Origin of the sequence: Bradyrhizobium sp. B117, assembly GCF_038969555.1 — a bacterium.
GTDB lineage: Bacteria > Pseudomonadota > Alphaproteobacteria > Rhizobiales > Xanthobacteraceae > Bradyrhizobium.
On sequence record NZ_CP152414.1, the window covers coordinates 4,632,316 to 4,655,690 of the forward strand.

The window sequence follows — 23,375 nt, forward strand, 5'->3', positions numbered from 1 at the left end:
AACCCAAGATCGGGCGATGGAACTGCGGAAGATCATACGGACGGACATTGCGGCGTCAGCGATTGCGCATCTGACGCTGGTGGCGCTGATCATCGTGATCAGCGAAGTCCATCCGTTTCATGCCGCCGGGCCCGAGACGGTTTCGATCGACATCGTCACCCCCGAGCAGGTGAAGGAGGAGGGGGCCAAGGCCGAGGAGAAGGCCAAAGAAGAGGCGAAGGAGAAGTCGCCGGAGCCGCTCCCCGATTTGAAGCTGCCGAAGCTGGATTTTTCCGACAAGGACAAGGCGCCTGCGGAGCCGAAGCCCGCGGCGAAGGACAAGGCCGCTGCGGCGTCGCCGAAGCAGCAGGCATCACCCGAACCGCAGCAGAAGCAGCCGCAACCCTCGCAGGCGGAGAAGCAGCGCGAGGCCAATGTGCAGCCGCAGCAGCCGCAGTCGTCGCAGCCGCAGCCGTCGCAATTGCCGCCACAGCAACCGCTGCCGCAGATGCAGCCTCAACCGGCGCAGCCGCCGCCACAGGCGCAGCCGCAGGACGCGCCGCCGCCGGCCTATCAGGCGCCGGAGCCCGACGTCACCGTCAAATACGGCGTCATGCTGGGCCTGCCGCCCGAATTGCCGGCCGAGCCGAAGAACGCGCTCAAGGATGACGGTGGCGATGCCAAGGATTCAATCGCCGCCAAATTGCCGGCCGAGGTCATCGCCGAGCTGCGCCGCCATTTGCGCAGCTGCGCAAAACTGCCGGCCGGGCTCGCGCCAACCGACAATGTCCACATCAAGCTGCGCACGGTGTTGGCGACCGACGGCACTCTGGCGCGCGAGCCGATCCTGATCGAAGCCCCGCCGTCGGCGAAGGGCGTGGCACTGGTGAAATCCGCGATGGCCGCGCTCCAGGCCTGCCAGCCCTTCAAAATGCTGCCGGCCAATTTGTACGGGGAATGGAAGGTGATGGATCTGCCGTTCTCGCCGAGGGATTTCGGGTCGTAGCTCGTAGCCCGGATGGAGCGAAGCGTAATCCGGGGCCGCTCGAGCTTGTGCCGGTGAATTCCCGTCGGGCAAAACACCTACGAGGCTATCAATCCATCCTCGCAACAATATTCCGCTTTACCGAAATTCGGATTTATCGTATGTGCCGCCCGTCCCGGGTCATCCTTGAGGGGCGATCATGTGGTCGTCATGTTTCGCGAGCCGGGCTTGCGGTGGACGCGGCAGCGCCGGGCGCGAGAGGTTGAGGGAAGGGCGGATTGCTCTCCGTGAGCCCAAGGCTTCGTGCGGACGGACGGCGCTGTCAGGTTCGTCTCGCCTGTAAGTTCCCGGCTCTGTCGACAGGGCTGGGAAAACTGCGGCGAATAGCGGGCCGCGCGTACGGCAAAACCGTGTGGTCCTTTCCGCCAGCGATTTTTTCGGCCTGTTGAAATCTCCGGAAGCGCTTGAAGATAAAGGTATATTTATGTTGCTGCCGGACGGGCGAGAAGCCCGTCCGAACCGGCTGGGCCCTAATAGGCCCTAGTTTCACATGGCGCTCGCGCGGCCCGGTCGGGGTGCCCTTGGAGCACGTAGCTGGCTTTACGGCCCCTTCCTGCGGGCTCTCCTATGCGCTGGCGTGGTCCGGTGTCCGGTAGCCTCGCCTGGGCTCCTGTACGGCCTTCCTGCGGCCTCTCTCATGATGCCTTGCGCCCTCCCGGTGCGTATCTGCGCTTCAGCGGCCGTCGCCAGCGTGTCAAACGCCATCCGGAACTGCCCCCTTTGCGTCATGAAGAACTGCCCCCACCCTCGGGTTCATGATGTCAGTTGAAGGTTGGCTCCGCCGCTGACGGGACGGAGGGAGGCGGAGCCGACCGGAGGGCCGTCAGCGGCGGGCGCCTTGATGAGGCCGCTCTTTCGCTTGGCGCGGAGCCGATAGCTGTCGCCGCGGATGGTCAGCACGTGGCTGTGGTGCAAGAGCCGGTCGAGGATCGCAGTGGCGACGACCGGATCGGCGAACACGGTGCCCCATTCGGCAACGCGCGGTTCGACGTGATCAGCATGGCGCCGGTTTCGTAGCGGCGGCTGACCAGCTGGAAGAACAGATGCGACGCGTCGGGCTCCAGCGGCAGGTAGCCGAGTTCGTCGACGATCAGCAGCTTTGGCTTCGCCAGCGCGAGCAGTTTCTCGTCCAGGCGCCGCTCGCCGTGCGCCTTGGCCATGCCAGCGACCAGGGTCGTCGCCGTGGTGAACTGCACCGTGTAACCGGCCAGGATCGCCTCTCGCCCGAGCGCGATCGACAAGTGCGTCTTACCGACGCCCGGCGGGCCGAGCAGCAGCACGTTCTCGCCGTTGGCGATCCAACGTGACGCGGCCAGGTCGCGGATCTGCTTCGGATCGATCGACGGCTGTGCCTCGAAGTCGAAGCCCGCAAGCTCCTTCACGGCCGGGAAGTGTGCGAGTTTGAGCGCCATCTCGATGCGGCGATGATCCTTGCGCGCGCTCTCGCGCTCGCACAGCAGGATCAGCGTCTCACGCGCCGATAGGTTGGCGCGCGCCGCCTCGTCGAGCAGGTTGTCGAGCTGGTCGCGGATGCCGGAGAGCTGCAATCGCGCCAGCATGGCGTCGAGCCGATCGGTTGGTGCTTCGGTAGCCTTCCTTGTGCGCGCCATCAGAAGCTCCCTCCGATCACTGCTTCGTATTCGGCAAGAGGACGCAACAACGAGGGCAGTGGAGAAGGCGCCGGCACTGTCGATGCCGCGATTGCCGGTCGGCAGACCGCGCCGTTGCGACCGGCAACCCCGTCGAGGTGGGCGGAATCGACGATCCGCAGCCGGCGCCCCTCCGATTGCTTGTGGACCGCAACCTCGCGCATGCCGTGGCGGATGCGCACCTCGCCGGCCGCAACCGTCACCGCCACGCGCTCACCGATCAGCCGCCACGGCACCGAGTAGCTGTTCGTGTCGACCTCGACGGCACAATCGTTGCCGACGACGCGGGCCAGTTCACGCAACGATCCAAACGACGGCTGCCCGCCGAGCGGCTTCAACCGGTGCGCCTCGTCACGCGCAAAGCGAGCGATCGGCGCCTCGCCGGTCGTGCCGTGGATGCGCACGTTCGCCACCTCACGCTCCCACTCGGCGAGATGCGCCTCGAATGCCTCCCAGCTCGCGAAGGAATGCCCCGCGATCGCGTTCTTCTTGACGTAGCCGACGCCACTCTCCGTCTTGCCCTTCGTGCGCGCCCGATACGGCGCGCAGGCGCGAGGACGGAAGCCCCAATGCTTCGCGAACGCGATGAGCTTGTCGTTAAACTGAACCGACCGGCTCACCGCGTCGTGGCGCGCCACGAGCGCGCGTGGATTGTCCATCAGCACTTCCTCCGGCACGCCGCCGAATGTCGTAAATGCACTCTCAAGCCCGGCGAACCAGTGCTCTTGCTTCTCGGCCCGGAACGCACGGACATGCAGCCGCCGCGAATGCCCGAGCGTCGCCACGAACACGAATGCTTTGATCTTCACCCCGCCGATCTCGACCAGACGCTCGCCAAAGTCGATCTGCAGCTGCCGGCCCGGGGACGTCTCAAACTGCGTCGTCGCCAGCGCTTCGGCCTTCAGCGCCTGGCGATAGGGCTGCACGGCGCGTTGCAACGTTCGCCGGCTGACTGCCACGCCTTGCTCGGCCAACAGGTCCTGGCGCACCACATCCGCATTGCCGCGATGCCGAATGAACCTCTCGCGCAGTCAACCCTCGAGGCCATGGAGTCGTTTTGCCCGCTCAGGCGACTTGAACGGCTTCACCCCGCCCGCCGTCACGTAGTCCTTCACCGTGTGATGGCTGCAGCCCAGCTGCCGCGCAATCCGCTTCAGACCCCACCCGCACGCCCTCAGGCGCAACATCTCCGCCACGTCATCCGGCGTCTTCATCACCTGCCCCCGTGGATCAATCCACGACGAGCCTTCCGTGATTCGTTCCTCGTTCATTCGCTCTCTCCTCGGCTATCCAAGGAGGGGCAATTCCTCGTGACGCCGAGGGGGCAGTTTTCCATGGCGCGCGACACAGCGCATTGTGCGGGGGCGCTGGACGACTTCTGCAGCACGATTGATGCGGCGCGCACGCCTGATGGCGTCTCGCCGAAGCGTCGGCGGAACGAGCGATTGAAATGAGAAAGGTCACCAAAGCCGACTGCAAACGCGATATCAATGATAGCCAAATGCAGATAGTGCGGGTCAGCCAACATCGCGAAGGCACGCTCAAGCCGACACCCTGCAAGGTGCTCGGTGAACGACTTTCCGGTCCCTTCGAGTAATTTTTGCACGTATCGCCGCGACATACCGAGCGTGCCGGCAACATTGTCCAGATCGAAATTGGGATCGCCAAAGCGTTGCGCGACCTCCGCCAGGATCGCCTGAAGCTTGGCCGCTTTCACACCACGCTCGGTAACCATGTCTGCAGCTTCGGCGGTCGACCCGAGCGTCGCGGCCACGAGATCGAGGAGATGTACGCCGACGGTGGACGCCAGTTTTGATGACGGAGGTTCTTTGAAGGATGCGAGCGACCGCAGGTAACGACCGAGCAATCTAAGCGCCGGTCCACGATGCACCGGCCGACCTGAAAGATCTTCCGGCTGCGCAACCAGGGACCTAAGGGCGGGAGCCTGCACGGTCACGAATTTGACGCTGCCGCCACGCGGGCCAAATACTCGCAGTGGCTTTCCCCGGTCAACCAAACAAGCGGAGCCGGCATCATAGACATGTTCCCGGCCAGCATTTGCAAATTGGACGGGTCCAGCCTCGACGATGTTCAGTCCGAATTGGTCGCGGCTATCCTTGAGGTGGTGTTTGTGCCGGATAAACTCCACCGGCGTGGTGACAATACTACAAACGCCAACCGCGCCGAGCGACAGGTAGGTGACGTCAATACGCGGGCGGCCGCCGCTGTGATCTATCACATCCAAGGCGAGGTTCAGCCGCGCGAACTCCTCACGGAACGTGGAGAACCGAGCGCGCTCCGGCAGCATCTCGGTCGACCATCGCAAAAGCGCAGATGAGTTTGACATGCCGGCCTCCCGTTTCGGCGCCCAACCCCGCAAGAGCGACTGGACTATATCGGACCGCGCTTCGGTGCAGGTGTGAGGTGGATTACAAGGGAGGACTTCAAGAAAATGTCGAGGAATTTCCCGTTAGACTTTCGATGCTGACACGGTTCGCATCGAGGTTGCGATGATGCGCGAAATGCCGTAACGGAAAGATTTTCGCGTAACGGCTACGAGAAGATTGCAGATCAGATGATCGAGGCCTCACTGCGGCCAATCCTTGCAGAGAGTGATGCCGATCATGATCAGCGAGCCGATTGCGACCGCCACCGGGCAGATAAAGGGCAACTCTTCCAGCACGCTGATAAAGACCGCCCGGGAGCGGAGAGTTCTCTTCATATGCGCAAAGCGCCAGCCTGCCACACCCATCGGACATCTCCGTTTGGCCCCCAGCAGCAGCGACCTCACTCTTCAGCGCGAAGCGATCTTCGGCTATTGCCCGTTCGGATGTATCCCTAGGTCAAGGTGAAGGAACTCTTGTAGGTCGCGCATCCACTTTGTGCTCAAGGCGACGTTGATGCTGACAGGTTGCACGTCGGCCTTACTCGCCCCCTTCCGTCTTAGGCGGTGGGTGGAGTTTGTCGCCGAGAAACGTGCTCGGAATGCGCAACCGGAGTAGCGCCAGCGAAGCGAGGCAACTCGCGCTGTTGCATTGCGATCGCTTTATGCGTCGAGACATCGTGGTGGTCTAAGTGCCGTCAATGATCGGCCGTGGTTCAAGCGTGGTCCAGTTCTCTGAGGATCAGATCGCGGTGCGTGACGAATTGCGCTTGAGTGCGGAGGAACGTCTCCAATAGTTCGCGGGCCAGAGTTACGTCATACCCGTGATTTTCAAGGTCTTCGATGCGCTGCTCTTGGTCGGATACGTTCTGCTCGCCACGCAACACGTGACGCTCAGCTTGTTCTAGATGTTGAAGTTGGCGGGATCGTTCCATCGGCTCCTCGCGAGAGGCGGGAGCACAAGCTGTCTCTCAGCCACCGACGCCTACGAGCCGAGCCTTTGTCGGTGATGTTCGAAATGATACCCCAGTTCGCGGCTTATTTCCGTCGTGAGAGCACATTTAATCCAAGCTGCGGCGAACGGGCTTTGCATTGGAGACGCGCGCTAATTGACAAGACTGAGCGCACGCGACCTCGTGGGGCCAATAAGTGCCATCACGATGAAAGGAACCACCCAACTGAGGCAGCTTACTCTTGCGTCCTGTCCTGCCCTTGCTCTGAACAGGAGCCGAGGACTTTGAACGACTGCTCCAAGACGATTTGGGACTGTTTAAGCGTAGCGCGGGTCTGCTCAAACGCTCGCTGCGCTCGTTCATAGGCCAGCTTCGCCGCTCTGATCTCTTGCCGTGCCACGAAGCGATAATTCGGTTCATTGGGGGAATGGGCTTGTTGGCGATCTTGCATGAAAGTCTCCCTCGCGCTTGCGGGTCCTAATCCGCATGGTTCAGCACCGACAATTACTTAGCAAAATGCAGGTGGCTGCGAAACCTCCGCTGCGTGCAGCGCACAAAGAGAACTTCAGGGCCTTCGCCGAGTGCTCTCAAGGCTGCGAGCTTCTCAAGGGTCTAGCGCATGCCGCTTGCTTCTCTGAGGAGAGGCGACGGGGGCCAGTCCGTTCCAAAATCTCTCGATGGTGTCTAAGCCATGCGTGTCTTTGCTGGGCCTGCCAACGGATCTGGTCGGCTTCCTCGACAAGCCTGTTGCTCTCGGCAATCGCGCGAGCCGCGCGTTCGAGGAGGTCATTCTCATCACGGCCGACCATCTTACGACTTCATAACGATTTCAACCGATGCCGACACCGTTAAAGCGGCCCCGGCTTGGGTTCTCATCTCAACGAACATGTCGCCCATCTCTGCGCGGATCTCGCTTTTGCTGCGGATGGCTTCGGCAAGTGCCCTAAGCGCCGCATCCCGGGCAGTATCAAGATCGGGCAAATCCTCACCAGTGTCGTCGATGGTGAGCCCGGCGTCATCGCGAAAGTCGAAGTAGTATCGAGGCATTTCCTCGAAACCCCGGAACTGATGAAGCGTTCCCCGGCCTCAAACGCCACCGCCCTGTCCATTCCCTCTCTATGGATTGCGCCTCGCAAAAAGCGGCCCCAACTCGGGGGGCTGAGTTGGGGCCGATACTCTGCAGGGGCCAAGCCGATGGGAGTCATGCTGGCCCATGGCCCAACGTGCACAGGGCTCGGGCGTTCTAGCGATATGGCAACAGATGTATGGGGTGGCGCGACCAGCTTGCGTCGGGACTTGGAACTGCAATTCCAAGCACGTCGCATCGCTTTGTCCCAAAAGGCGGCCCTAACTCGCTGGCGGGCAAAGTTGGGGCCGCGAAAGCCAAGGGCATGATGCTGGCCCAGCCTCCAGCATCAAGCTGCCCAGCTCCCAACATGCATCCGGCTCGGGCAGTCTGGCGATATGGCAATCGATGTATCGGGGGCGGTTCGGTGGAGCAAGATGAGGCATGACCGGATCGTAACGGCCGCCATCATTCGCGCGGTGTCCGCTATGGCCAATGACCGACGTATTCGATTACGTGCCGCGCCAATCTCTCGTTTGTTCACAGCCGTATTACTACGGTGTTCCTCGCTGGGAACGGTAGGGCTATCGAAATTCGGCAGTTCGGGCGGAGATTGCGGCGCTGCGCAGGCATGGAGCTTCATGCCCCCGCACGTCCCTCCACGGCACGGTATGCCGGCAGCAACGAAGTCCCGACAGTAGCCTTTCCGCCACCATGCCCCGGCCGGCCCGCTCCAATGTCCGGGCTAAAGGACTTCCTGCCATCAATGAAAATAGTAACTGAGGTCGTGGAGCTGCTGCTGCAAACGGCCAACGCTTGGCTATTTGAGGGTCAGCATTCGGGTCTCAGCGACCGCGAATGGATGGCGCTGCGTTTCCTGGGGCGTGCAAACAGGTTCTCAAGGACACCATCTGCTCTCGCCGGGTTTGTCGGTACGAACCGTAGCGGAGCATCGCAAATCGCCGCAGTCCTAGAGAGAAAGGGATTGGTGACCCGCGAGCCATCTCCGGAAGACAAGCGGTCGATCATTTTGAGCGTTACATTTCAAGGCAAGAAATTGCTTGAACGTGATCCAGTAAATGTCCTCCGAGATCAGATTGCGGCCCTCACTGTTGACGATCGATCCCGAATGCGTGACACGCTCCGACATGTTCTGTCTCGACATGACGTTGTGCGGGGCCGCCATCACGCCGACATTTGCAGCGAGTGCATATTTTTGGCCGAAAGTGGATCGGGAAGTGATCGGCAGTTCAAATGCCGGTTCTTTCGGAAATCCGTTTCCTCAAAAGATACATCATTGCTATGCAGCCATTTTGAAGGGAAAGCGCCCAGCAAGGCCCTAGATCAGAACTGATCCTGCACCCTGCGGTACGCGGGATGCTTAGGGTTCTTGTTCTTGATCCTCTGGTCGCAGCGCGAGCTAGATGGCCCTCTGGAAACTCGCCGGGCATTGGCTTCACGGTGTCTGGAGCGACGAGCCCCTGGGCACCGCACAGGCGCGCTCGCCGCCGGTCCCAAGGGGCTGGCTGAATATTGGCACCGGCAGCGAGGCCCGCGTGGCCTCCCACCTTCATGGGGGCTGCGCCGCGGCTCGCTTTGATCTAAATCAAAGGTGGTGAATTTCTGGTAGCGCAACCCGCAATTATGGGGCGGAAAGTTCGTCTTTCATTATCAAACGTTTCCTTTTTTTGAGCCGGACCAAGGTAGCAGGGAACAGCCAGAGGTGCTGAAGTTTCTCAGCTCGTCAGCCCTCCAAACGGGCTGGTCTGAAGAGCACATCGCATCATTTCGCGCTTTGGCCGAGCGCCGCTTCGGGAAAAGTAGGAACATTGCGGTTTGCTGCCGCTTTATCCCGTGCAATGCCAACCGTCTTTTTTGACATCCATCGCGAGACCGGGACCACGTTCGATGAAGAAGGCATCGAACTGCCCTACACGGGCGCGGCCCGCGAGCTGGCTCTGGATTTGTTGGGTCAGGCGATTTTGGATGGTGCGCGCCGCCCCGCTGGCGGCATGATAAAGATCGAAGTGCGGGACCGCAGCGGACCATTCCTGCGAGTGTCGGCCGTCGTCATGTTCGAAAAGCTGCGTCGGACGGGAGCTGACAGCAATTAGGAACGCGAACCTCGACGCGGATTGCCTCTCGGAGGCTGCATCTAGAATTGATCGTGCTCGCGCCGATATGCCGGATGCTTGGGGTTCTTCACCCACTCAAAGACTACCAGGGCGAACGGCTCAGGCTGAACGGCGGGATTTTCCTTGCGGATGTTGCTTGAAGAAGAGATCAAGCTTCACAGGTTCGCCGGTATCTCGCCAGAACAACCTTTTGCCCATGCTCCCCGCCACCGCCAGGCGATGGTGGCCCCCCGAGCAGAATATGATCATCCGTTGCTATGGCGATGACCTCGCCGGTTTCATCAACGATGACTTTCATGCGGCGCCTCCAATGCAGCGCGCGTCCGTCAGCTCAGCGCGATGACACGCAAAAGTAAACCTTATGCATTACTGATGCGTTCGCTCGTGTCGCACTGCGGGCTTTCCGCCTTTCCCGGCATAATAGGAATTGACCACGCATGACGCCCTGCGGCCCGAGGCGGAGGCCTGACACTGGGCCATATTGGTGTAGGCGCACTCGAAATAGTAATCCATGAAGCCGCCCGTATAGACTTGGAGGCAAACCGGGTAGGCGGGATCGTAGGTCTGCGCTTGCACGGATGTGGCGGCGCAGAGTGCGCCGCTCACGAGAATTGCAAGGACTGGAACGCGCATCGGGACACTCCTCAACTCAGGCCAGGACGTTAGCGCATGCTCGCCTCAAGGGACCGACGTAGCCTTCCCCCACCTTAGGCGACGAGCTCAATGCGGGGTGTGGCTATCTGGAGGTCCGGTGCCTCGGCTGCGACACCAATCAGACCGTCCCCTGGACATCCTGCGGCGATGGAAGTCAACACCGGTTCATGAGCTAGAGCGCTACATGCGCAAGGACTGCTCGCATGCTACGCCCGCCGCTGAACGGGCCATAAAGAACTTGTCAAACACCGACGTTGGCATTCTCAAAAAGTAAACAAATGCTTCGGCCTCGCTCCTGGCGATTGCGACTATTCTGGATAGCTTCCGCGCGTAGTGTGCTGATGTGGACGATCTTAAGAGCATCACTACCAACCAAGCGGCGATCATCAACCACTCTGCCAGCTCAGAGCCGCAGAAAGCCGCCGATTGCAACACCGGCGGCTCCTGTTACTGGTCCTGCGAGTTGACGTTAGTAGCTACGCTTCGTGTTCGCTCCAGTGGTTTGACCGGGAGCATAGCCTGAGGCACCGGGATGACCCTTCTTAGAACCCATGGCTTGCATGTCATGCCCCGGAGCATATCCCGAAGCCCCCGGCTGGCCTTTCTTAGAGCCCTTGGTTTGCATTTCGTGCCCTGGCGTTTTGCTCGACACACCTTGCGCGAACACAACGGGCGCAGTCCCGATGAGGGCGAGCGCAGAAACTGCAACAATAATTACCTTCATTTTCATTCCTCCTCAGATAAGCACGCTGACCAACGAGTTGAAAACTGCGCCGTTCCATGAACGCCTGTTCATCGATCCCTCGTCTGAGGCTGATCATCCAAAGCGATCGCGGTAATCCTGACCACAGACGAGGAGCAAGATGTCTGGATGCGCGCGCCCTGGGACGAGGCAAAGGCGCTTACAACGGCCATTGTCCGACGACTTGCTTAAAATCGTGATGCGCAGGTTGGAGAAGGCAGATCGACCAGCGGCAGTCGCCTAACTGGTCGGCTCGGCGAGCCCAAGATCAGTGTAGAGCGGCTTCAGCTCATCGAACGTGAGCGGCCACGCATCTTGCGCATCGGCAGAGCGCTTCGATACTGCCAAGTAGACTAGCATGATGGCGATCGGCTCAAGCCGGAGAACCCGCTGCTTGGTCCCGGCCAACAGCTTTGCCGAGTACGCGCCGGGGCCGAACCTTCAAACGAAGAAAAAGGATGTGGTCTGGTTCGCGCTCGATGAGACCGACTACTGTTCGCCAAATCCAAGCGCCGCATCTGCCGAGGGACCGCTTCTCGCTGGTCCTCGATGTCGTCGAGCACAAGCGCGGCCCCGTCCTGTCGCCTACCATGCGCCAACGGCAACCAAAACGATAATGGTCAGAACAAAAACACAGAGGATCGTTGCAGGGACTGCAAGCCAATCGGGTGTCATCGTTGCCTCCCGAGGCGGTTGTCCCAAAGCTTAAGCTTGACGGTTTGATAAAGACTATGATGTGGCTAACAGTTTGTTCGCAAAGCGCATTTTCAATCCACGGACGCTGAGCCCCGTTTATGCGCTCCAAGCGAGCGCTGCTCCGCGAACAAACTTCACCGGCGCAAAATTAGCGCCGGGCTGCAACGCGGCGTGTTAGCCACCAGAGCGCAAGAACGGCTCGACCGACGCAGCTAGTCGGTTCTCCACTTGCATGGTCGGCGTGGACTGCTTTTCGGAAGGCCGCGTGCTGGCGGAATTGACGGCCAGCCCAGAACCAGCGGCGAGAACAGCTAACACAAGAGCAGAGAGATATTCGATCCTCATGGCGATGATCCTCCCTCGCTGACGACAAGACAATCGCCTTCGTTGAAAATTAGTTCCGCTGGGGGGCGCGCCGGGAATTATTCACAACGCCGGGGGATGGCGCACCGACGCGAGGAGCTTTTTGCTCTACCGGTGTCCTGAGCCGTTAGACCCTTGGATCGATCGATCCCGCACACCGGGGACATTGACCATCTGCGGCTTCGCTGAGTTGGCGCTTAAACTCTTCACGGAGAACATCTCCGTCCCAATGAGTGCCATCCCTTTTGATGATCCTCTTGGCGCGTTCAAAAGCGTGGCTCTCGGCCGCGTCATCCCCGACGCGGACGATCACATCCGAGTGGAAAGGGCAAACTGCTGTGGCTCGGGTTGTCTCAAGCGCATAGCAAACGGCTGCGCTCAGATTGTCGCTATAATTGCTGGCAAACATCGTAGCCTCTCACCAATGAGGCCGCCCGACTATGCCTCTGCCGCGTCCGCCCTGGCGGTCACACTCCAATGCGGTTACCAGGTTACGGAATAACGAAGTGCATCGAACAGCGTTCCCGCAATAATGGCGGGCGCGCTCTTCCGGTGATGGGTACCAGATACCTTTACCGAATTTCGAGTTCTTTGATTGCCAGAGCCGCTATTTCCGCGGGGTCGCGGACGTCGGTTTGCGCGATCTTGATGATCTTCTTGGCGATCATTTTCGTTAGCGGATCGTCGCGATCTTTGAGGCAAAGGGTATGGAGCGCTTGCTCGTAAGCTGCCGTAATCGAGCTGGCCTCTTTTGGCGACATGCCGGAGTTTTGCAGCAGCCGTTAGATAGCCATCTCACTGCTCCTCGGCCTTGGCCATGAGCAAGATGGCAATAGTCGTCACGTGATCATCGTCTCGCTCGGGCAGCGATAGGAGCGCATAATGCTGACGACCAAGAAAGTGTCGGGCGCTGGCGTCTTTAGTATTTCCTGAGATGTTGCCACTGTCTCACGCGTGCGAGCGCAGATTTCCGTGATCTCGGAAGAGCCATTTCTGAAGTTGCTGGTATCGCTGCATGCCAACATGCGATCCCCCTCTTTGTGCAGGCGGGAGCGCAAGCGGTCTCTCAGCCGCCGACGCCTACGGGCAGAGCCTCGGCCGGTGATACCAACATAATAGGACCGAACCCAGGAGGTTCCTAGAAGAAAGATCAGTCCTTTTTACCGAAGTGGGAGGTCGTGGGATCGGATCTACCCGCATGCCAGATTTACCTATGTAAAAAATCCAGTAACGCCGGATCTGAGCAAGTTCGAAGCGCGTTGTGAGCGCAGCGGCGGCGGACGCTACCGGGCAATGAAGCCCATGAAGCCAAGGTGACCACCATGGTTGAGGTCCCTGCAACCCGCCGCTTTCCCGATCATTCCCCAGACCCAGAGCAATGCGAGGCGATCCGCAAGGAGATTGGTGAGCGGCTTCGTGGTGCCCTCGCGGACAAGGCCGAGCCGCTACCGTCGCAACTGGAAGGTTTGGTCGAGCGGCTTACCGAGCTAGACGGCCGCGCGCCATCAACGGCACCTGCCGAGCGGGACGATGCAACATCCCTGTCGCTCTGGAAGCGAATAATGAGGTGGGTCTAAAAGCGCCGGACCTCCGACTCTAAAGGCGGCCTTATTCTTCCATCTGGTAAGGCAGCGTAATTGGGGTCGTGGCTCTTCCGGCCCAAGAAGGTCCGGCAGAGGTTGGCGGGCTGTGTGTCGCTGACCGAAGCAGACTTTCGTGCGGCGACCAACAAATGCCCGTTCCTGCTAGTCGACTAGGCGAGCGGCGCACGTAAACGCGCCGGCAGGCCAGCTCGCTGGCAAACAAGGGGCGATCCGTACTCATGAAAAGAGACGTTGCCGATGAGCGCGCTTGACGTCCGCTATGCTCTCAACAGCGGCGCAAAAGCGGAAGTCGCCGGGGGGCGCAGAAGGGCCAAAAGCTGACTCAGATGCCGACCGGTTCTCCGCTACGAGCAGCAGTCGTGTTCCAATTGCCAACAGATAGTGTCGCGGGAATATTACCCCTCGGCTACGAATACGTACCTGCTGCCATCCTTGGCCAGCGTGCCGACGTTCGGCATCAACCAGTGAGTACCCGAAATGGTGAGCTTGTCGGCGACCGCGCGATCGAAGATCTTCCTTCGCGTTTCGACAGCCATTTGCGGGTCCTGGTCGATAGCGAGTTGCCACTCGGGATTTGTTGAAATGTGTGGCGCAAGATTGACCACGTCAGCGCTGATCAGGAACTGTTCGCCGCCGGAGGTGACCAGATGCGCGACCATTCCCGGGCTATGGCCGGGCGCCTGAACGGCGTGCACACCGGGCAGGAGTTCTGGTTCTCCCTCAAAGGTCCTGACGTTTTTCCAGGTCGCCACCGTGGCCTGAATTCGTTGGGCGAGGCCTTTGCGCGTCGGTCCGAGATCGATCGACTCGACCCCCGGGCGCGTCCACCATTTCAATTCCGCGGCGGGCACCACGATGTCGGCATCCGGGAAGACCTGCGCATCGCTCTCATTGTTCATGAGGCCATAAATGTGGTCGCCGTGGAGATGGGAGACGAGGATCGTCTTGACTGCCTTGGGGTCAAGGCCCGCCGCCGCCATGCTCTCGAATAACCGGCCGTTCCCCTCACCATAAATCGGATGACCGCCCGTACCCGAGTCGATCAGGACCACTTGATCGCGCAGCTGGAGCGCCATGACGATAAACCGCAAGGGCGCCTGATTGTCGGGAAAACCGGCACCACGCAACACGGTCTTGACCTGTTCGATGCTGACATTCCTGACCATGCCCTCCCGCAGCGGAACATCACGCATGCCATCGATCAGAGAGAAGATTTCAATGTCGCCGACCTTGTATTTGCGGAAAGATTGAGTGACGGACTGTTGAGCGTGAGCCGCGTCGACAAACGTGATCGCCTTGTCAAGTCCAAACGCGGCATAAGCACCGGCTGCGCCAAGTGTCACGTCCCGACGCGAGATATCGGACATCGTTCCGGGACTCCCCGCTGACTGAATGGATCGAGCATATCAATGGGGATGTGCACTGCACAAGGTCCGCTTTGGGTCTTGGCCGTGTAAAAACGATCTCAAAGGGCGTCGGTCCCGGAAGCGGGGAGCCGCGTGTGTCTCAGGCCCCGATCGCAGCGATTAGCGGCTTGATCCCGACGATGTTCATGACCCGTGTCAGATTATAGGCCAGCACCGAGAGTGCCATTTCGGCGGCTACTTTTGGAAGCGTTTTGGTGAGGAAGTGTGTCGCTCCCATGCGGGTCCGCCCAGCCCGCTTCCGGCAATTTGTTTATCACTCCCGAAGAACGAGAGCCGCCTCCGGTCCTGCGTCGAGCGAACGAATTGAGCGCGTCGGCGGACGTAGGGGGCAGCCCCGCGCTGGTGCAGCTGCGCGAAGACCCTGCGCTCCTGGCCTTCCACCTCGCGCAACTGCCGCCTCCTCGCGCCGCCAGGCCCGACACGGTCGACGCCAACCTGGCGGTCGGCCGTGCCAAGGTCGATGCGAGCGAGACTTTCGAGGAGGCCGCAGAGCATCTATCCTCGCGAGAGGTCTTCTCGATCTTGAACGATGGTTCGGCGCTCTCGAGCGTGTTGCAGAAGCGATGAAGTTTTGGCCTGCCGGGCGCGCCTAGCGGCGAGAGGCAAGGGTTGGGCCCGGAGCTCTTGCTTCGATGAGGCCGCCCTGCAGTGCCGCCCGCCTTTCCGCGACGGCATGATTGAACAGCTCGAGCACCAGGCCGAATGCGACTATGTCCTCTTGTTCGATGGCTCCTTCGTCGTAGCACTTGAGTGCTTCGCCGATGATCGCGTCGACTTCGCGTTGCGATGCCAGCAAGTCCTGTTCGGACCCTGCATCTCGAACCTCTGAGACCACGGCGAGAATGCGGTTGCGGTGGCTTGTGTTGTCGTCGTGTTCGTCCCGGTTTAGATAGCGACGCAGCCAGGCAGCGGCTGAACCGATCCCCGAAAGCAGAAGCAGGGCGAACCAGAAGTAGTCGCTGTACTTGTCCAGAAAGGTCCGCTCGGTCCCGTTGATGACCGCTGCGGCGCCCCTGTGCACGGAAGGTTCGGTCTCCTTCTCCGTTTCGGGCTTCGATATGTGGGCGGCGCCGGCGACACGTTGCGCGATCGTGTCGCGGACCGCGAACAGTTGCCGATAGAAGGCCGCCGCCTTGGCTTCGGACAGCTCCTTCCTGGCGAGGATGAGATGGTTGACGCTGATGGTGTCGACCTTGTCCTCCGGCCAGGCCGGTTTCGCGTTGAGGACGCTGCCCGGAATTTCCTCGGCTTCGTAGCGCCGCTGCTTCAAAGCGATGGCCTCGGATGCATCGACCGGAAGAAACTTCGGAGCTCCGCGCGATCGCGAGGTCGCGGCGATCGCGGTGGCGGTGATCTTGCTGTCGAGCGGACCGACCGCGAGATAGGCGTCGAGAGTCGTGTCTTGCGCGAGCTTTTCGATCTCGTCGGTCCCGAATTGCGCCGTCGCTACTTTGCTTGGCTCTACGCCGGAGCCGACCAGAATGATGCGCAGGAGCGCGAGATTGGCTCCGGTTCTCCCGATGATGCCGACCTTGTGGCCGGCCAGATCGGCAATCTCTCCGATCTTCCCAGTGGCCTTTTTCCTGGAGTCCTTGCCCGACCGCCCCGACGGCGACCACAGGACGACGTAGTTCTTCCGCAATACGGCCAGCGTCTGCGTATCCGCGGGCATGCCGAGGTCGCCGCGACCGACTGCAAGGTCGGCCTTGCCGGCGCCCAGCAGAGCGAGGGATTCGGCCGCACCTTCGGTCGTGATTGGGGAAAGCTTGACCGACCTGCTTTCCTCTCCGAAAGCCTCGGCCATCGCTTCGACCACCTGATGGTCGTCGCTGCCTGCGGGGCCAACGGCGATCCGCAGGGTCTCGGGCTGTATGACGTAGAAGAGGGCAGCCGCGGCGGCGCCGAAAACGACAAATCCCAAAGCCAACACGAAAAGTAGCCTTCGTTGGCGCCGATCGTGAGCACTCTTGACTGGGTCTAACGGTGACATCGGCAGAACCTACGTGAACGAACGCCTGCTTTGGAGCCACAAGTGCGCCGCCGTTAACTTGGGCGAACCGGCCTTTGATCGGAATGTTCCGTCACGCGCTAGAGCAAACTGACAATTCTCAGGGCGGGAACCTTGCCACCATTCGCGGGTTCTCGCATGCCGCTTCCTGCGGCGAGGAGATTTTCATGAATCAGTTGATGCTGGCGTGCGCGGCTACTGCGCTGATCTCGACGGGCGCGATGGCACAGTCCACGGTCGTCACCACCACCACCGGCACCGGTCATGCCGCGGTGCAGATCGAGCCGGAGTATCGCACGAAGATCCGAACCTACGTGACCGAGCACAAGGTGCGCCCGGTGGAGACCCGCGAGAAGATCGTGGTCGGCCAGCCGCTGCCGCGCGAGGTAGAGCTCGAGTCCGTGCCTGCCGACTGGGGTCCCTCGCTCACCAAGTATCCTTACGTCTACTCGGGCGAGCGCGTGATGCTGGTCGATCCGTCGACGCGCACGGTCGTCCAGGAGATCGACTGAGTCCTTCGAGGCGAGTCGCTGAACGGCCGGCCTCGACGTCAAGCCGGCCCCGCCGATACCCAATTCCTTCCAGCGAGCGGCCGTCCATGCCCATCGTTCGATACTTCGTCTTCATCGGCGCGCTGCTGTTGGCGCTGCTCTTCGCTGCCGACCGGTACCTGCCGGCCCCCGTCGCGCAGGCGAGCCCGACCGATCCAGACAGGACCATCATCCGGATCGCCTCGGCGAGGAGCCTTCCGGAGAAGATCGTGTTCGACACGCGTCCACGCACCGAGCTGCCGAGGATCGCGCAGGCCGACCCAATTTTCGAAGAACCCCAGCAGCAAATGCGGGCAGCTGTGGCCGCGATGTCCGGAGCACCTTCTGAGATTAAGAAAGAAGCGACCGCACGCGTCTCCCTAGAGTCCCGCCCGCATCCTAAGCGTTCGGCAAAACTGTCGAAGAGAGTCCGCGAGCGGCGGCTTGCCTTCGAGAGGAGCGACTCACTTTCCGGCGGATGGTGGTGACCGGGAAGTTCGCGCGTGAATAAAGGAAAAGGCGGCCGCCAGTCGGATCGCTAGGGAATACGAAAATCGGTATCGCGAGCTGGGCTCATAGTGACGCCGAAGGGAGAACGCGCCCGGTCGAGGTGGCCGAAACGAAACCGGCCCGTCCAGCGTGCCGGACGAGCCGTTCGCAAGAGTTATGTTTGCTCAGTCCATGTGAACCAAGATACCCGAGCGATTACTGCTCGGTGCAGACCTTGGTAGTCTTCACAGCGGACTCGGCCTCGGTCTTGGTCTTGTAGACGCCGTCGCCTACGACCGTCGTGGTGGTGGTGGTCGGCTTGGTGTCGACGACGGTGCACTTCTTGGTGGTCGCGTCGCGAACAATGTAGAACTCGGCGGCGCTGGCGGCCTGCGTGCCCAGCGCGAAAGCGGCAAGAGCGCCGCAAAGGATCAGCTTCTTCATGGTGTCCTCCTCAAAAACGGATCGTAAGTAGTGTGCTAACGAAGGGGGCTCGACCGAAGTTCCACTTATTCCCGGCGGTAGAGTCTGCATAGTTAACATCGCGCCTCTCGCGCCATTTCGCCGGAGTAGCAATTCTCCGGCTTGCCGGAAGAAATCCCAGTCTCGATCTGTTTGGCGGCTTGCCGGATTTTCCCATTCGGAACCGCGCGCCGCGTCGGGTGTTGATCGACGTCCACATTTGGGAGGTTTCCGATGAACAAGCGTTTATTCTTGGCCACTACCGCTGCCGTCGCCATCGCGACTTCGGCGTTCGCGCAATCTTCTCCGGGCACGTCGAGCCCCAGTTCGTCCGCTACGCAGCGTCAGCAGGATTCCACGTCGACCACGTCGCCATCGACTTCGACCACATCACCCGACACGTCGTCGGGGTCCGCGCAGAGCAATCCTTCGACGAATTCGGCCCAGACGCAGTCTCCATCTTCGACCGGTCAAACCGCGGCCGGCCAGTCGTCCAATTCTGGTACCGGCACCGGCACCAACGCGACGCAGGCGCCGGCCTCGAACAACTCGACCAGCCAGGCCCAGACCAATCAGCCGTCCAGCCAGACCACGACACCTGCCAACCAGGCGCAGACCAACTCTCCGTCGAGCACGAGCAATCAGACGCAGAGCGCCAACCCGCCTGCCTCGGGCACCAACCAGGCGCAGTCCCCGGCGGGTAGCGGCTCGACCAACACGGCCCAGCAGCCGAACAATCAGCAGAACACGGCGGATCGTTCGTCGAACACCAACGTGAATGCCTCGGTGAACATCAACGATCAGCAGCGGACCCGCATCAGCACGTCGATCTCGCACCTGAACGTGCAGCCGCTGACCAACGTGAACTTCTCGCTGTCCGTCGGCACGGTCGTGCCGCGCGACGTCCGCCTGCAGCCGCTGCCGGCCGAGGTCGTCGAGATCGTGCCCCAGTATCGGGGGTACAACTTCGTCCTGGTGAAGGACGAGATCGTGATCGTGGAACCGTCCACCTACAAGATCGTGACCGTCCTGCCGTACTCCGGCCGCTCGACTGCGTCGGCGCCGGCGCGCACCGAGCAGCGCAAGGTAACGTTCAGCGACCGCGATCGCGAGGTCATCCGCAAGCACGCCAAGGCGCGCCCCGTCGAACGCGAACGCCGCACGACCGGCAGCACCGTCCGGACCGAGATCCGGACCGGCGAGCGAGTGCCGGAGGGCGTGGAGATCGAGGCGTTCCCCGAAGACGTCTATCGGGATGCTCCGACCCTTCGCGAGTACCGGTACATCAATCGGGACAGCCGCACCTACATCGTCGAACCCCACGAGCGCCGTGTCATCGAAGAGATCGACTGACCTCGCAGCGCAAGGAGAACGTCCATGAAGACCATTGTGCTAGGAGCGCTCGCGGCCACCCTGATGGCGGCGTCCGCGAACGCCGCGCCTCTTGCGCCCGCGGCCATCGCCTCGACCGAGGCTGCCGGCGTTGAGCAGGTGCGCCTCGTCTGTGACGAGTATGGCCGCTGCTACCGGACCCGCGGCCCCCGCTATGTCCAGCGCTACTACGGCGGGGACGACGGCTATGTGATCCGCCGAAGCTACGGCTATTATGGCGGCACCGGCTACTACGATCGCGGCTACGGATACTACGGCGGCGGCCCGAGCATCGGGTTCAGCTTCGGCACCCGAAGCTGGTGAGCTAGAGAAGGGGTCGCTCTCCGAGCGGCCCCTTCGATGTCTGCGTAATTGTGCGGGGATGAGATGTCTGCTGTTGCCAAGCTCCTGGTTCAGAAGGAGCAGTTGCTCGCGCGCCTCGACACCGATCTAGGTCCGAACGAGCACGCCGAAATCCAGGCGCTTCTCGCGAAGATCGAGACAGCGCTGAAGTTGCTCGGGAGCCAGGATTCCACCGCTGCCGGATAGCTCTCGGCGACGAACAGATTTTACCGAAGTCGTCCTTTCGAAGCGCTCACTGCGTGGTATAAAGGCCCCAGCTCGGGGCAGGGGGCAATGAGCTGGGGCCAGTTCGGGGTTCGCCCCTTGGGGTAGGGGCATCGGGAAAACCTGATGGCGGCGCTATCGTTCCTGCAGAGTGAAGTTTGATCTGATCGAGCGCGCCGACCGCGAATGGAGTGGCTAACCAGGTGGCGCGCCCTTTTTCTCTCCGAGCTCCCTGATCGTCCGGACGATCTCGTCTGGATGGAAAGGCTTCGTCACGATGCGGCTGCCCGGGACGGGGCGTGGCGTCGTCGGCGAGAAGCCGGTGGCGTAAATGACCGGCAGCTCCGGATCCTGCTCTCGGTATCGCTCCGCGATCTGCCATCCATCGACCTGACCAGGCAGCCTGACGTCTGTAACCAGCACATCAGCGACGCGACGCTTGCACCAAGCCAGCGCCTCCTCTCCGGTGCTCGCGTGGATGACGTGATAGCCCGCTTCGCGCAGGGCCTCTACGACAAATTCGCGGATCAGAGGGTCGTCCTCGACGAGAAGTATGCTCACGGGTGGCTCTTGAGGAATCGTATGTGTCACGCATCGAACGGCGCAAAGCGTCGGTCGTTCCCGGTTCTAATGGCTCTTGCAGCTGAACCGGCCCATTGCCTGGAATTGTGAATCAGAAGGCAGGCACGTTTGATCCCGAGAAGTTTGAAGACCACTACGAGAGCGCGCTGCTCGACCTAATTAACGAGAAGCGGGCCGGCAAGGTGATCCGTCCGAAGGAAGGGCCAAAGGGTGAGAGAACGTCGTCGATCTGATGGAGGTGCCGCGGCAGAGCGTTGGAAGGGAAGTATCGGCCGAACCCAAACGCGCGTCAAAAAGTCAGCCAAGAAGGCGCGTAAGGCTGCATCCGGACAGAAGGAAATCAATGCCGATAGCAGGCAAGAAGCCCGCGAAAGAAGAGACAGGGAGGAAGTCGGCGGCCATACCCCACCGTAAGTCTGTTTGAGATCGGAAGAGGGCGCCATGGACATGAAAGACGCGTCGGCGATGACGGACTCCAACCTAGCGAACAATAAGGACCGAGCTGGCTGCCGGCGCGAGCGGTCCTCGCCGCAGAGCGCGGCACACGGAAAAGGTGGCGCGTCTATCAGGAGGCGCCTGGAAGCGGGTGCATACGGGCGCCCGAGGATAGCCCGCGACGCCCGGGTTAACCATCGCGTTGCTTGCGCAAAAAATTTTTTCCGCGGCTCTTGAAACTTTTCTCTGGCTTCCAAATTTTTTCGGCGTCGTCGTACGACGATCGGGATGCCGTTCGGGTCCCGCCATTGAGACGGGCACCGGTCGTGTCCGGTGCAGCTCGTAACCATTTTGCTCCCAGGAGGATCTGGCTATGCGCACTGTTGATTTTTCGCCCCTGTTCCGGTCGGCCATCGGCTTCGACCGTCTTTTCGATCTCGCCGAGGCCGCCCAGCGCGCGGGCGAGGAAACCTATCCCCCCTACAACATCGAGCGTCTCGACGAGAACCGCTTCCAGATCTCGGTCGCGCTCGCCGGCTTCAGCCCTGACGAGGTCGTCCTGACGGTCGAGCAGAACGTCCTGACGCTCGAAGGTCACAAGGGCGAGAAGGAGGGGAAGACCTTCCTGCATCGCGGCATCTCGGCCCGCAACTTCAAGCGGCAGTTCACGCTCGCCGACCACGTTGAGGTCAAAGGCGCCAGCTTCGAGAACGGCCTGCTGGTCATCGACCTGCAACGGGAGATCCCCGAGGCGATGAAGCCGCGTCGCATTGCGATCAACGGCGCCGCGCCGAGCAACGTGACACAGATCGAATCCAAGGCTGCCTAAGGCCATCCTACAGAACAGCGACCAAAACCGCGCGGGTCTTCCCGCGCGGCTCTCCCTCAACTCGTCTTGGAAATGGAGGAAGCCATGCGGCCGACGACCGCTTTTCACGACAACGTTGTCGATCTCAACGCCATCATCCATCCCGGTACGGTTTTCGAGCATCCCCGGGAGGTGGTCTCCCATCCTTCTCTCAGCCTGTCCGAGAAGCGCGCCATCCTGGCTTCGTGGGCATCGGACGCTTCTGCAATCGCATCGTGCCCGTCGCTGCGGGCGCCCGAGGGGCTGAAGGCGCCGGTCAAGATCGACGAGATTTTGGAAGCCCTTTGCGCGCTGGATGAAGGTCCCCGCAATCCTCCCGGCGGCAAGCCGATGCGGCTGCGGCCGGTTGATCGGGTAGCAGCCTAGGAGAGGTGAGGAGTGACGAAGATGCTCGATCAGAACCTTGCCCGCATCCGTGCCCACCGCAACAACATCCACCGCTATCGAAGACTTCTAAAGACGCAGCTGTCGGACATCGAACGGCAGTTTATCGAACGGCGCCTGTCGGAGGAGAGGTCGGCGCTGGAGGCGTTGACGTCTCCGACGATTCCCATCGCGCTCACCATGCCCCCAAGACCGGCCTTGCCTGCTACAACAGGGGCCGCGCCATGATCGCCGTGAGGGACATGCTTATCCGCGGCAGCGTTTTAGCTCACTACGGCTACTGCTCGCCCGCGCGAAGACCGAGAAGGAGCGAGAACTTTATCTGAGCCGGATCGAGCGCGAGCAGCGGCTTATCGACAAGCTTCAAGATGCTTTGCCGGAGCGGTTCGCGGCATGAAGTTCAAGGATAACGATGATCGCTACCCCGACTACGACATTGTGTTGAAGCAGCGCGGGCGCGGCCGGTGGAAGTGGGCCGTCTGCGGGGCAGGTGGCGAAGCCGTGATGTCCGGGTCCGAGTGCAGCCGCGCGGCCGCGAGGTATAAGGCGGAGCGTGCGCTGTTTCTCCTGCTCTGCACAAGTGTGTCCAGGGTGAAACCCCCGGGAAGGCATCCGGACTGACTGTAGGAACTCCGGACGTTACCGGCCGGTTGTCCGCCTCTCGATCCTTGCTCGGAGGACAACGTGGAAAGCACGATAATCGGAGAATTCGCTACACGGCGTGAGGCCGAATTGGCCGTGGAACACGTCGTCCAGGAATGCGGGGTCGCACGAGGGGACGTCTTCGTTCAGCCTGCGGGCGCTGCGAATTCGTCCGGGACGCGGTCGGCAGGCGCCGACGCCAAGGCCGCGCCAGCGCCTGAAGGGCAGCAAAGGCTGAAAGGCGAAATCGAGGTCTCGGTAGATTTCCACGGCGACGAACCGGAGAAGATCGTCGAGGCGTTGAAGGGCGCGGGGGCGAAGACCGTTCGCACCAAGTAAGC

General features: G+C 61.2%; 30 protein-coding genes and 5 pseudogenes. 17 read left to right on the forward strand and 18 right to left on the reverse strand.

Annotated elements, in window-relative coordinates:
• Positions 1 to 16: 16 nt before the first annotated feature.
• Entirely contained in the window at positions 17 to 985 is a 969-nt protein-coding gene (locus AAFG16_RS22745) for a hypothetical protein (RefSeq protein WP_342740615.1), read from the forward strand.
• 792 nt (positions 986 to 1,777) lie between these two features.
• Here the strand turns inward: AAFG16_RS22745 and istB are convergent.
• The 8 genes and pseudogenes from istB to AAFG16_RS22785 all read right to left on the reverse strand — a co-directional run bounded on the left by istB (position 1,778) and on the right by AAFG16_RS22785 (position 7,056).
• A pseudogene (gene istB, locus AAFG16_RS22750) lies at positions 1,778 to 2,634 on the reverse strand (IS21-like element helper ATPase IstB).
• On the reverse strand, positions 2,634 to 3,662 hold the full coding sequence (gene istA / locus AAFG16_RS22755; protein ID WP_342740616.1) for an IS21 family transposase: 1,029 nt from the start codon (positions 3,660 to 3,662) through the stop codon (positions 2,634 to 2,636). Before istA ends, istB begins: the two are co-directional and overlap by 1 nt.
• A gap of 42 nt (positions 3,663 to 3,704) precedes the next feature.
• Complete coding sequence (locus AAFG16_RS22760) at positions 3,705 to 3,944, reverse strand: helix-turn-helix domain-containing protein (RefSeq protein WP_342740617.1); 240 nt, start codon at positions 3,942 to 3,944, stop codon at positions 3,705 to 3,707.
• The gene (locus tag AAFG16_RS22765; protein WP_342740618.1) at positions 3,941 to 5,020 is read right to left on the reverse strand and encodes an AraC family transcriptional regulator; all 1,080 of its coding nucleotides are present in this window, start codon (positions 5,018 to 5,020) and stop codon (positions 3,941 to 3,943) included. The genes AAFG16_RS22760 and AAFG16_RS22765 overlap by 4 nt, the downstream gene beginning before the upstream one ends.
• A gap of 240 nt (positions 5,021 to 5,260) precedes the next feature.
• Complete coding sequence (locus AAFG16_RS22770) at positions 5,261 to 5,425, reverse strand: hypothetical protein (RefSeq protein WP_283086380.1); 165 nt, start codon at positions 5,423 to 5,425, stop codon at positions 5,261 to 5,263.
• A gap of 347 nt (positions 5,426 to 5,772) precedes the next feature.
• Positions 5,773 to 5,991 carry a hypothetical protein gene (locus tag AAFG16_RS22775; protein ID WP_283086381.1) on the reverse strand — a complete coding sequence of 73 codons (219 nt, stop codon included), beginning with the start codon at positions 5,989 to 5,991 and terminating at the stop codon, positions 5,773 to 5,775.
• 253 nt (positions 5,992 to 6,244) lie between these two features.
• Positions 6,245 to 6,460: a hypothetical protein gene (locus AAFG16_RS22780; RefSeq protein WP_283086382.1), complete on the reverse strand. Its 216-nt coding sequence runs from the start codon at positions 6,458 to 6,460 to the stop codon at positions 6,245 to 6,247.
• 359 nt (positions 6,461 to 6,819) lie between these two features.
• A complete protein-coding gene (locus AAFG16_RS22785) occupies positions 6,820 to 7,056 on the reverse strand; it encodes a hypothetical protein (protein WP_283086383.1) in 237 nt (78 codons plus the stop codon).
• 755 nt (positions 7,057 to 7,811) lie between these two features.
• On the opposite strand from AAFG16_RS22785, the gene AAFG16_RS22790 reads away from it, so the two are divergent.
• Together AAFG16_RS22790 and AAFG16_RS22795 are read left to right on the forward strand one after the other, a co-directional pair.
• Positions 7,812 to 8,429, forward strand: coding sequence for a MarR family transcriptional regulator (locus AAFG16_RS22790; RefSeq protein ID WP_342740619.1), 618 nt, complete (start codon positions 7,812 to 7,814; stop codon positions 8,427 to 8,429).
• A 475-nt stretch (positions 8,430 to 8,904) separates the two neighbouring features.
• Positions 8,905 to 9,189, forward strand: coding sequence for a hypothetical protein (locus AAFG16_RS22795; protein ID WP_342740620.1), 285 nt, complete (start codon positions 8,905 to 8,907; stop codon positions 9,187 to 9,189).
• Between the two features lie 169 nt (positions 9,190 to 9,358).
• On the opposite strand, the gene AAFG16_RS22800 is transcribed toward AAFG16_RS22795, so the two are convergent.
• Complete coding sequence (locus AAFG16_RS22800) at positions 9,359 to 9,508, reverse strand: hypothetical protein (protein WP_283086386.1); 150 nt, start codon at positions 9,506 to 9,508, stop codon at positions 9,359 to 9,361.
• Positions 9,509 to 9,576: 68 nt separating this feature from the next.
• A complete protein-coding gene (locus tag AAFG16_RS22805; RefSeq protein ID WP_342740621.1) occupies positions 9,577 to 9,843 on the reverse strand; it encodes a DUF3551 domain-containing protein in 267 nt (88 codons plus the stop codon).
• Here AAFG16_RS22805 and AAFG16_RS22810 point away from each other — a divergent pair.
• Positions 9,789 to 10,066, forward strand: a pseudogene (locus tag AAFG16_RS22810) (hypothetical protein); the annotation flags it as partial. The gene AAFG16_RS22805 and the pseudogene AAFG16_RS22810 overlap by 55 nt on opposite strands.
• A 267-nt stretch (positions 10,067 to 10,333) precedes the next feature.
• On the opposite strand, the gene AAFG16_RS22815 reads toward AAFG16_RS22810, so the two are convergent.
• The gene (locus AAFG16_RS22815) at positions 10,334 to 10,588 is read right to left on the reverse strand and encodes a hypothetical protein (protein WP_283086388.1); all 255 of its coding nucleotides are present in this window, start codon (positions 10,586 to 10,588) and stop codon (positions 10,334 to 10,336) included.
• Positions 10,589 to 10,687: 99 nt separating this feature from the next.
• Between AAFG16_RS22815 and AAFG16_RS22820 the strand changes: the two are divergent.
• Both AAFG16_RS22820 and AAFG16_RS22825 read left to right on the forward strand, forming a co-directional pair.
• Positions 10,688 to 10,850 (forward strand): annotated as a pseudogene (locus tag AAFG16_RS22820) (SOS response-associated peptidase); the annotation flags it as partial.
• 144 nt (positions 10,851 to 10,994) lie between these two features.
• A pseudogene (locus AAFG16_RS22825) lies at positions 10,995 to 11,090 on the forward strand (SOS response-associated peptidase); the annotation flags it as partial.
• A 386-nt stretch (positions 11,091 to 11,476) separates the two neighbouring features.
• Here AAFG16_RS22825 and AAFG16_RS22830 read toward each other — a convergent pair.
• Both AAFG16_RS22830 and AAFG16_RS22835 read right to left on the reverse strand, forming a co-directional pair.
• Positions 11,477 to 11,647: a hypothetical protein gene (locus AAFG16_RS22830; RefSeq protein ID WP_342740622.1), complete on the reverse strand. Its 171-nt coding sequence runs from the start codon at positions 11,645 to 11,647 to the stop codon at positions 11,477 to 11,479.
• A gap of 590 nt (positions 11,648 to 12,237) precedes the next feature.
• Positions 12,238 to 12,426, reverse strand: coding sequence for a hypothetical protein (locus AAFG16_RS22835; protein WP_342740623.1), 189 nt, complete (start codon positions 12,424 to 12,426; stop codon positions 12,238 to 12,240).
• Positions 12,427 to 12,987: 561 nt separating this feature from the next.
• Between AAFG16_RS22835 and AAFG16_RS22840 the strand changes: the two genes are divergently transcribed.
• Positions 12,988 to 13,242 (forward strand): hypothetical protein, encoded by a 255-nt coding sequence (locus AAFG16_RS22840; protein ID WP_283086944.1) that lies wholly within the window; start codon positions 12,988 to 12,990, stop codon positions 13,240 to 13,242.
• Positions 13,243 to 13,664: 422 nt separating this feature from the next.
• On the opposite strand, the gene AAFG16_RS22845 is transcribed toward AAFG16_RS22840, so the two are convergent.
• Positions 13,665 to 14,636: an MBL fold metallo-hydrolase gene (locus AAFG16_RS22845; RefSeq protein WP_283086392.1), complete on the reverse strand. Its 972-nt coding sequence runs from the start codon at positions 14,634 to 14,636 to the stop codon at positions 13,665 to 13,667.
• Between the two features lie 139 nt (positions 14,637 to 14,775).
• Positions 14,776 to 14,913: pseudogene (locus AAFG16_RS22850) on the reverse strand (hypothetical protein); the annotation flags it as partial.
• Positions 14,914 to 14,999: 86 nt separating this feature from the next.
• Here AAFG16_RS22850 and AAFG16_RS22855 point away from each other — a divergent pair.
• Entirely contained in the window at positions 15,000 to 15,263 is a 264-nt protein-coding gene (locus AAFG16_RS22855; RefSeq protein ID WP_283086393.1) for a hypothetical protein, read from the forward strand.
• Positions 15,264 to 15,285: 22 nt separating this feature from the next.
• Here AAFG16_RS22855 and AAFG16_RS22860 read toward each other — a convergent pair whose 3' ends face one another.
• Positions 15,286 to 16,686, reverse strand: a complete 1,401-nt coding sequence (locus tag AAFG16_RS22860; protein ID WP_342740624.1) for a TAXI family TRAP transporter solute-binding subunit — start codon at positions 16,684 to 16,686, stop codon at positions 15,286 to 15,288.
• Between the two features lie 185 nt (positions 16,687 to 16,871).
• Between AAFG16_RS22860 and AAFG16_RS22865 the strand changes: the two genes are divergently transcribed.
• Positions 16,872 to 17,216, forward strand: a complete 345-nt coding sequence (locus AAFG16_RS22865; RefSeq protein ID WP_283086395.1) for a DUF1236 domain-containing protein — start codon at positions 16,872 to 16,874, stop codon at positions 17,214 to 17,216.
• An 86-nt stretch (positions 17,217 to 17,302) separates the two neighbouring features.
• Positions 17,303 to 17,722 (forward strand): hypothetical protein, encoded by a 420-nt coding sequence (locus tag AAFG16_RS22870; protein WP_283086396.1) that lies wholly within the window; start codon positions 17,303 to 17,305, stop codon positions 17,720 to 17,722.
• Between the two features lie 217 nt (positions 17,723 to 17,939).
• Here the strand turns inward: AAFG16_RS22870 and AAFG16_RS22875 are convergent, their stop codons facing one another.
• On the reverse strand, positions 17,940 to 18,167 hold the full coding sequence (locus AAFG16_RS22875; RefSeq protein WP_283086397.1) for a hypothetical protein: 228 nt from the start codon (positions 18,165 to 18,167) through the stop codon (positions 17,940 to 17,942).
• A gap of 252 nt (positions 18,168 to 18,419) precedes the next feature.
• Between AAFG16_RS22875 and AAFG16_RS22880 the strand changes: the two genes are divergently transcribed.
• The 3 genes from AAFG16_RS22880 to AAFG16_RS22890 all read left to right on the forward strand — a co-directional run bounded on the left by AAFG16_RS22880 (position 18,420) and on the right by AAFG16_RS22890 (position 20,105).
• Positions 18,420 to 19,538, forward strand: a complete 1,119-nt coding sequence (locus tag AAFG16_RS22880; protein WP_342740625.1) for a DUF1236 domain-containing protein — start codon at positions 18,420 to 18,422, stop codon at positions 19,536 to 19,538.
• Positions 19,539 to 19,562: 24 nt separating this feature from the next.
• A complete protein-coding gene (locus AAFG16_RS22885) occupies positions 19,563 to 19,880 on the forward strand; it encodes a hypothetical protein (RefSeq protein ID WP_283086399.1) in 318 nt (105 codons plus the stop codon).
• A 63-nt stretch (positions 19,881 to 19,943) separates the two neighbouring features.
• Complete coding sequence (locus AAFG16_RS22890; protein WP_283086400.1) at positions 19,944 to 20,105, forward strand: hypothetical protein; 162 nt, start codon at positions 19,944 to 19,946, stop codon at positions 20,103 to 20,105.
• A 213-nt stretch (positions 20,106 to 20,318) separates the two neighbouring features.
• On the opposite strand, the gene AAFG16_RS22895 is transcribed toward AAFG16_RS22890, so the two are convergent.
• Positions 20,319 to 20,684: a response regulator gene (locus AAFG16_RS22895; protein ID WP_342740626.1), complete on the reverse strand. Its 366-nt coding sequence runs from the start codon at positions 20,682 to 20,684 to the stop codon at positions 20,319 to 20,321.
• Positions 20,685 to 21,513: 829 nt separating this feature from the next.
• On the opposite strand from AAFG16_RS22895, the gene AAFG16_RS22900 reads away from it, so the two are divergent.
• The 4 genes from AAFG16_RS22900 to AAFG16_RS22915 all read left to right on the forward strand — a co-directional run bounded on the left by AAFG16_RS22900 (position 21,514) and on the right by AAFG16_RS22915 (position 23,373).
• Positions 21,514 to 21,969 (forward strand): Hsp20 family protein, encoded by a 456-nt coding sequence (locus AAFG16_RS22900; RefSeq protein ID WP_342740627.1) that lies wholly within the window; start codon positions 21,514 to 21,516, stop codon positions 21,967 to 21,969.
• 84 nt (positions 21,970 to 22,053) lie between these two features.
• Entirely contained in the window at positions 22,054 to 22,374 is a 321-nt protein-coding gene (locus AAFG16_RS22905; protein WP_283086403.1) for a hypothetical protein, read from the forward strand.
• A gap of 21 nt (positions 22,375 to 22,395) precedes the next feature.
• Entirely contained in the window at positions 22,396 to 22,620 is a 225-nt protein-coding gene (locus tag AAFG16_RS22910; protein ID WP_283086945.1) for a hypothetical protein, read from the forward strand.
• A 456-nt stretch (positions 22,621 to 23,076) separates the two neighbouring features.
• Positions 23,077 to 23,373, forward strand: a complete 297-nt coding sequence (locus AAFG16_RS22915; protein WP_342740628.1) for a hypothetical protein — start codon at positions 23,077 to 23,079, stop codon at positions 23,371 to 23,373.
• Positions 23,374 to 23,375 lie beyond the last annotated feature (2 nt).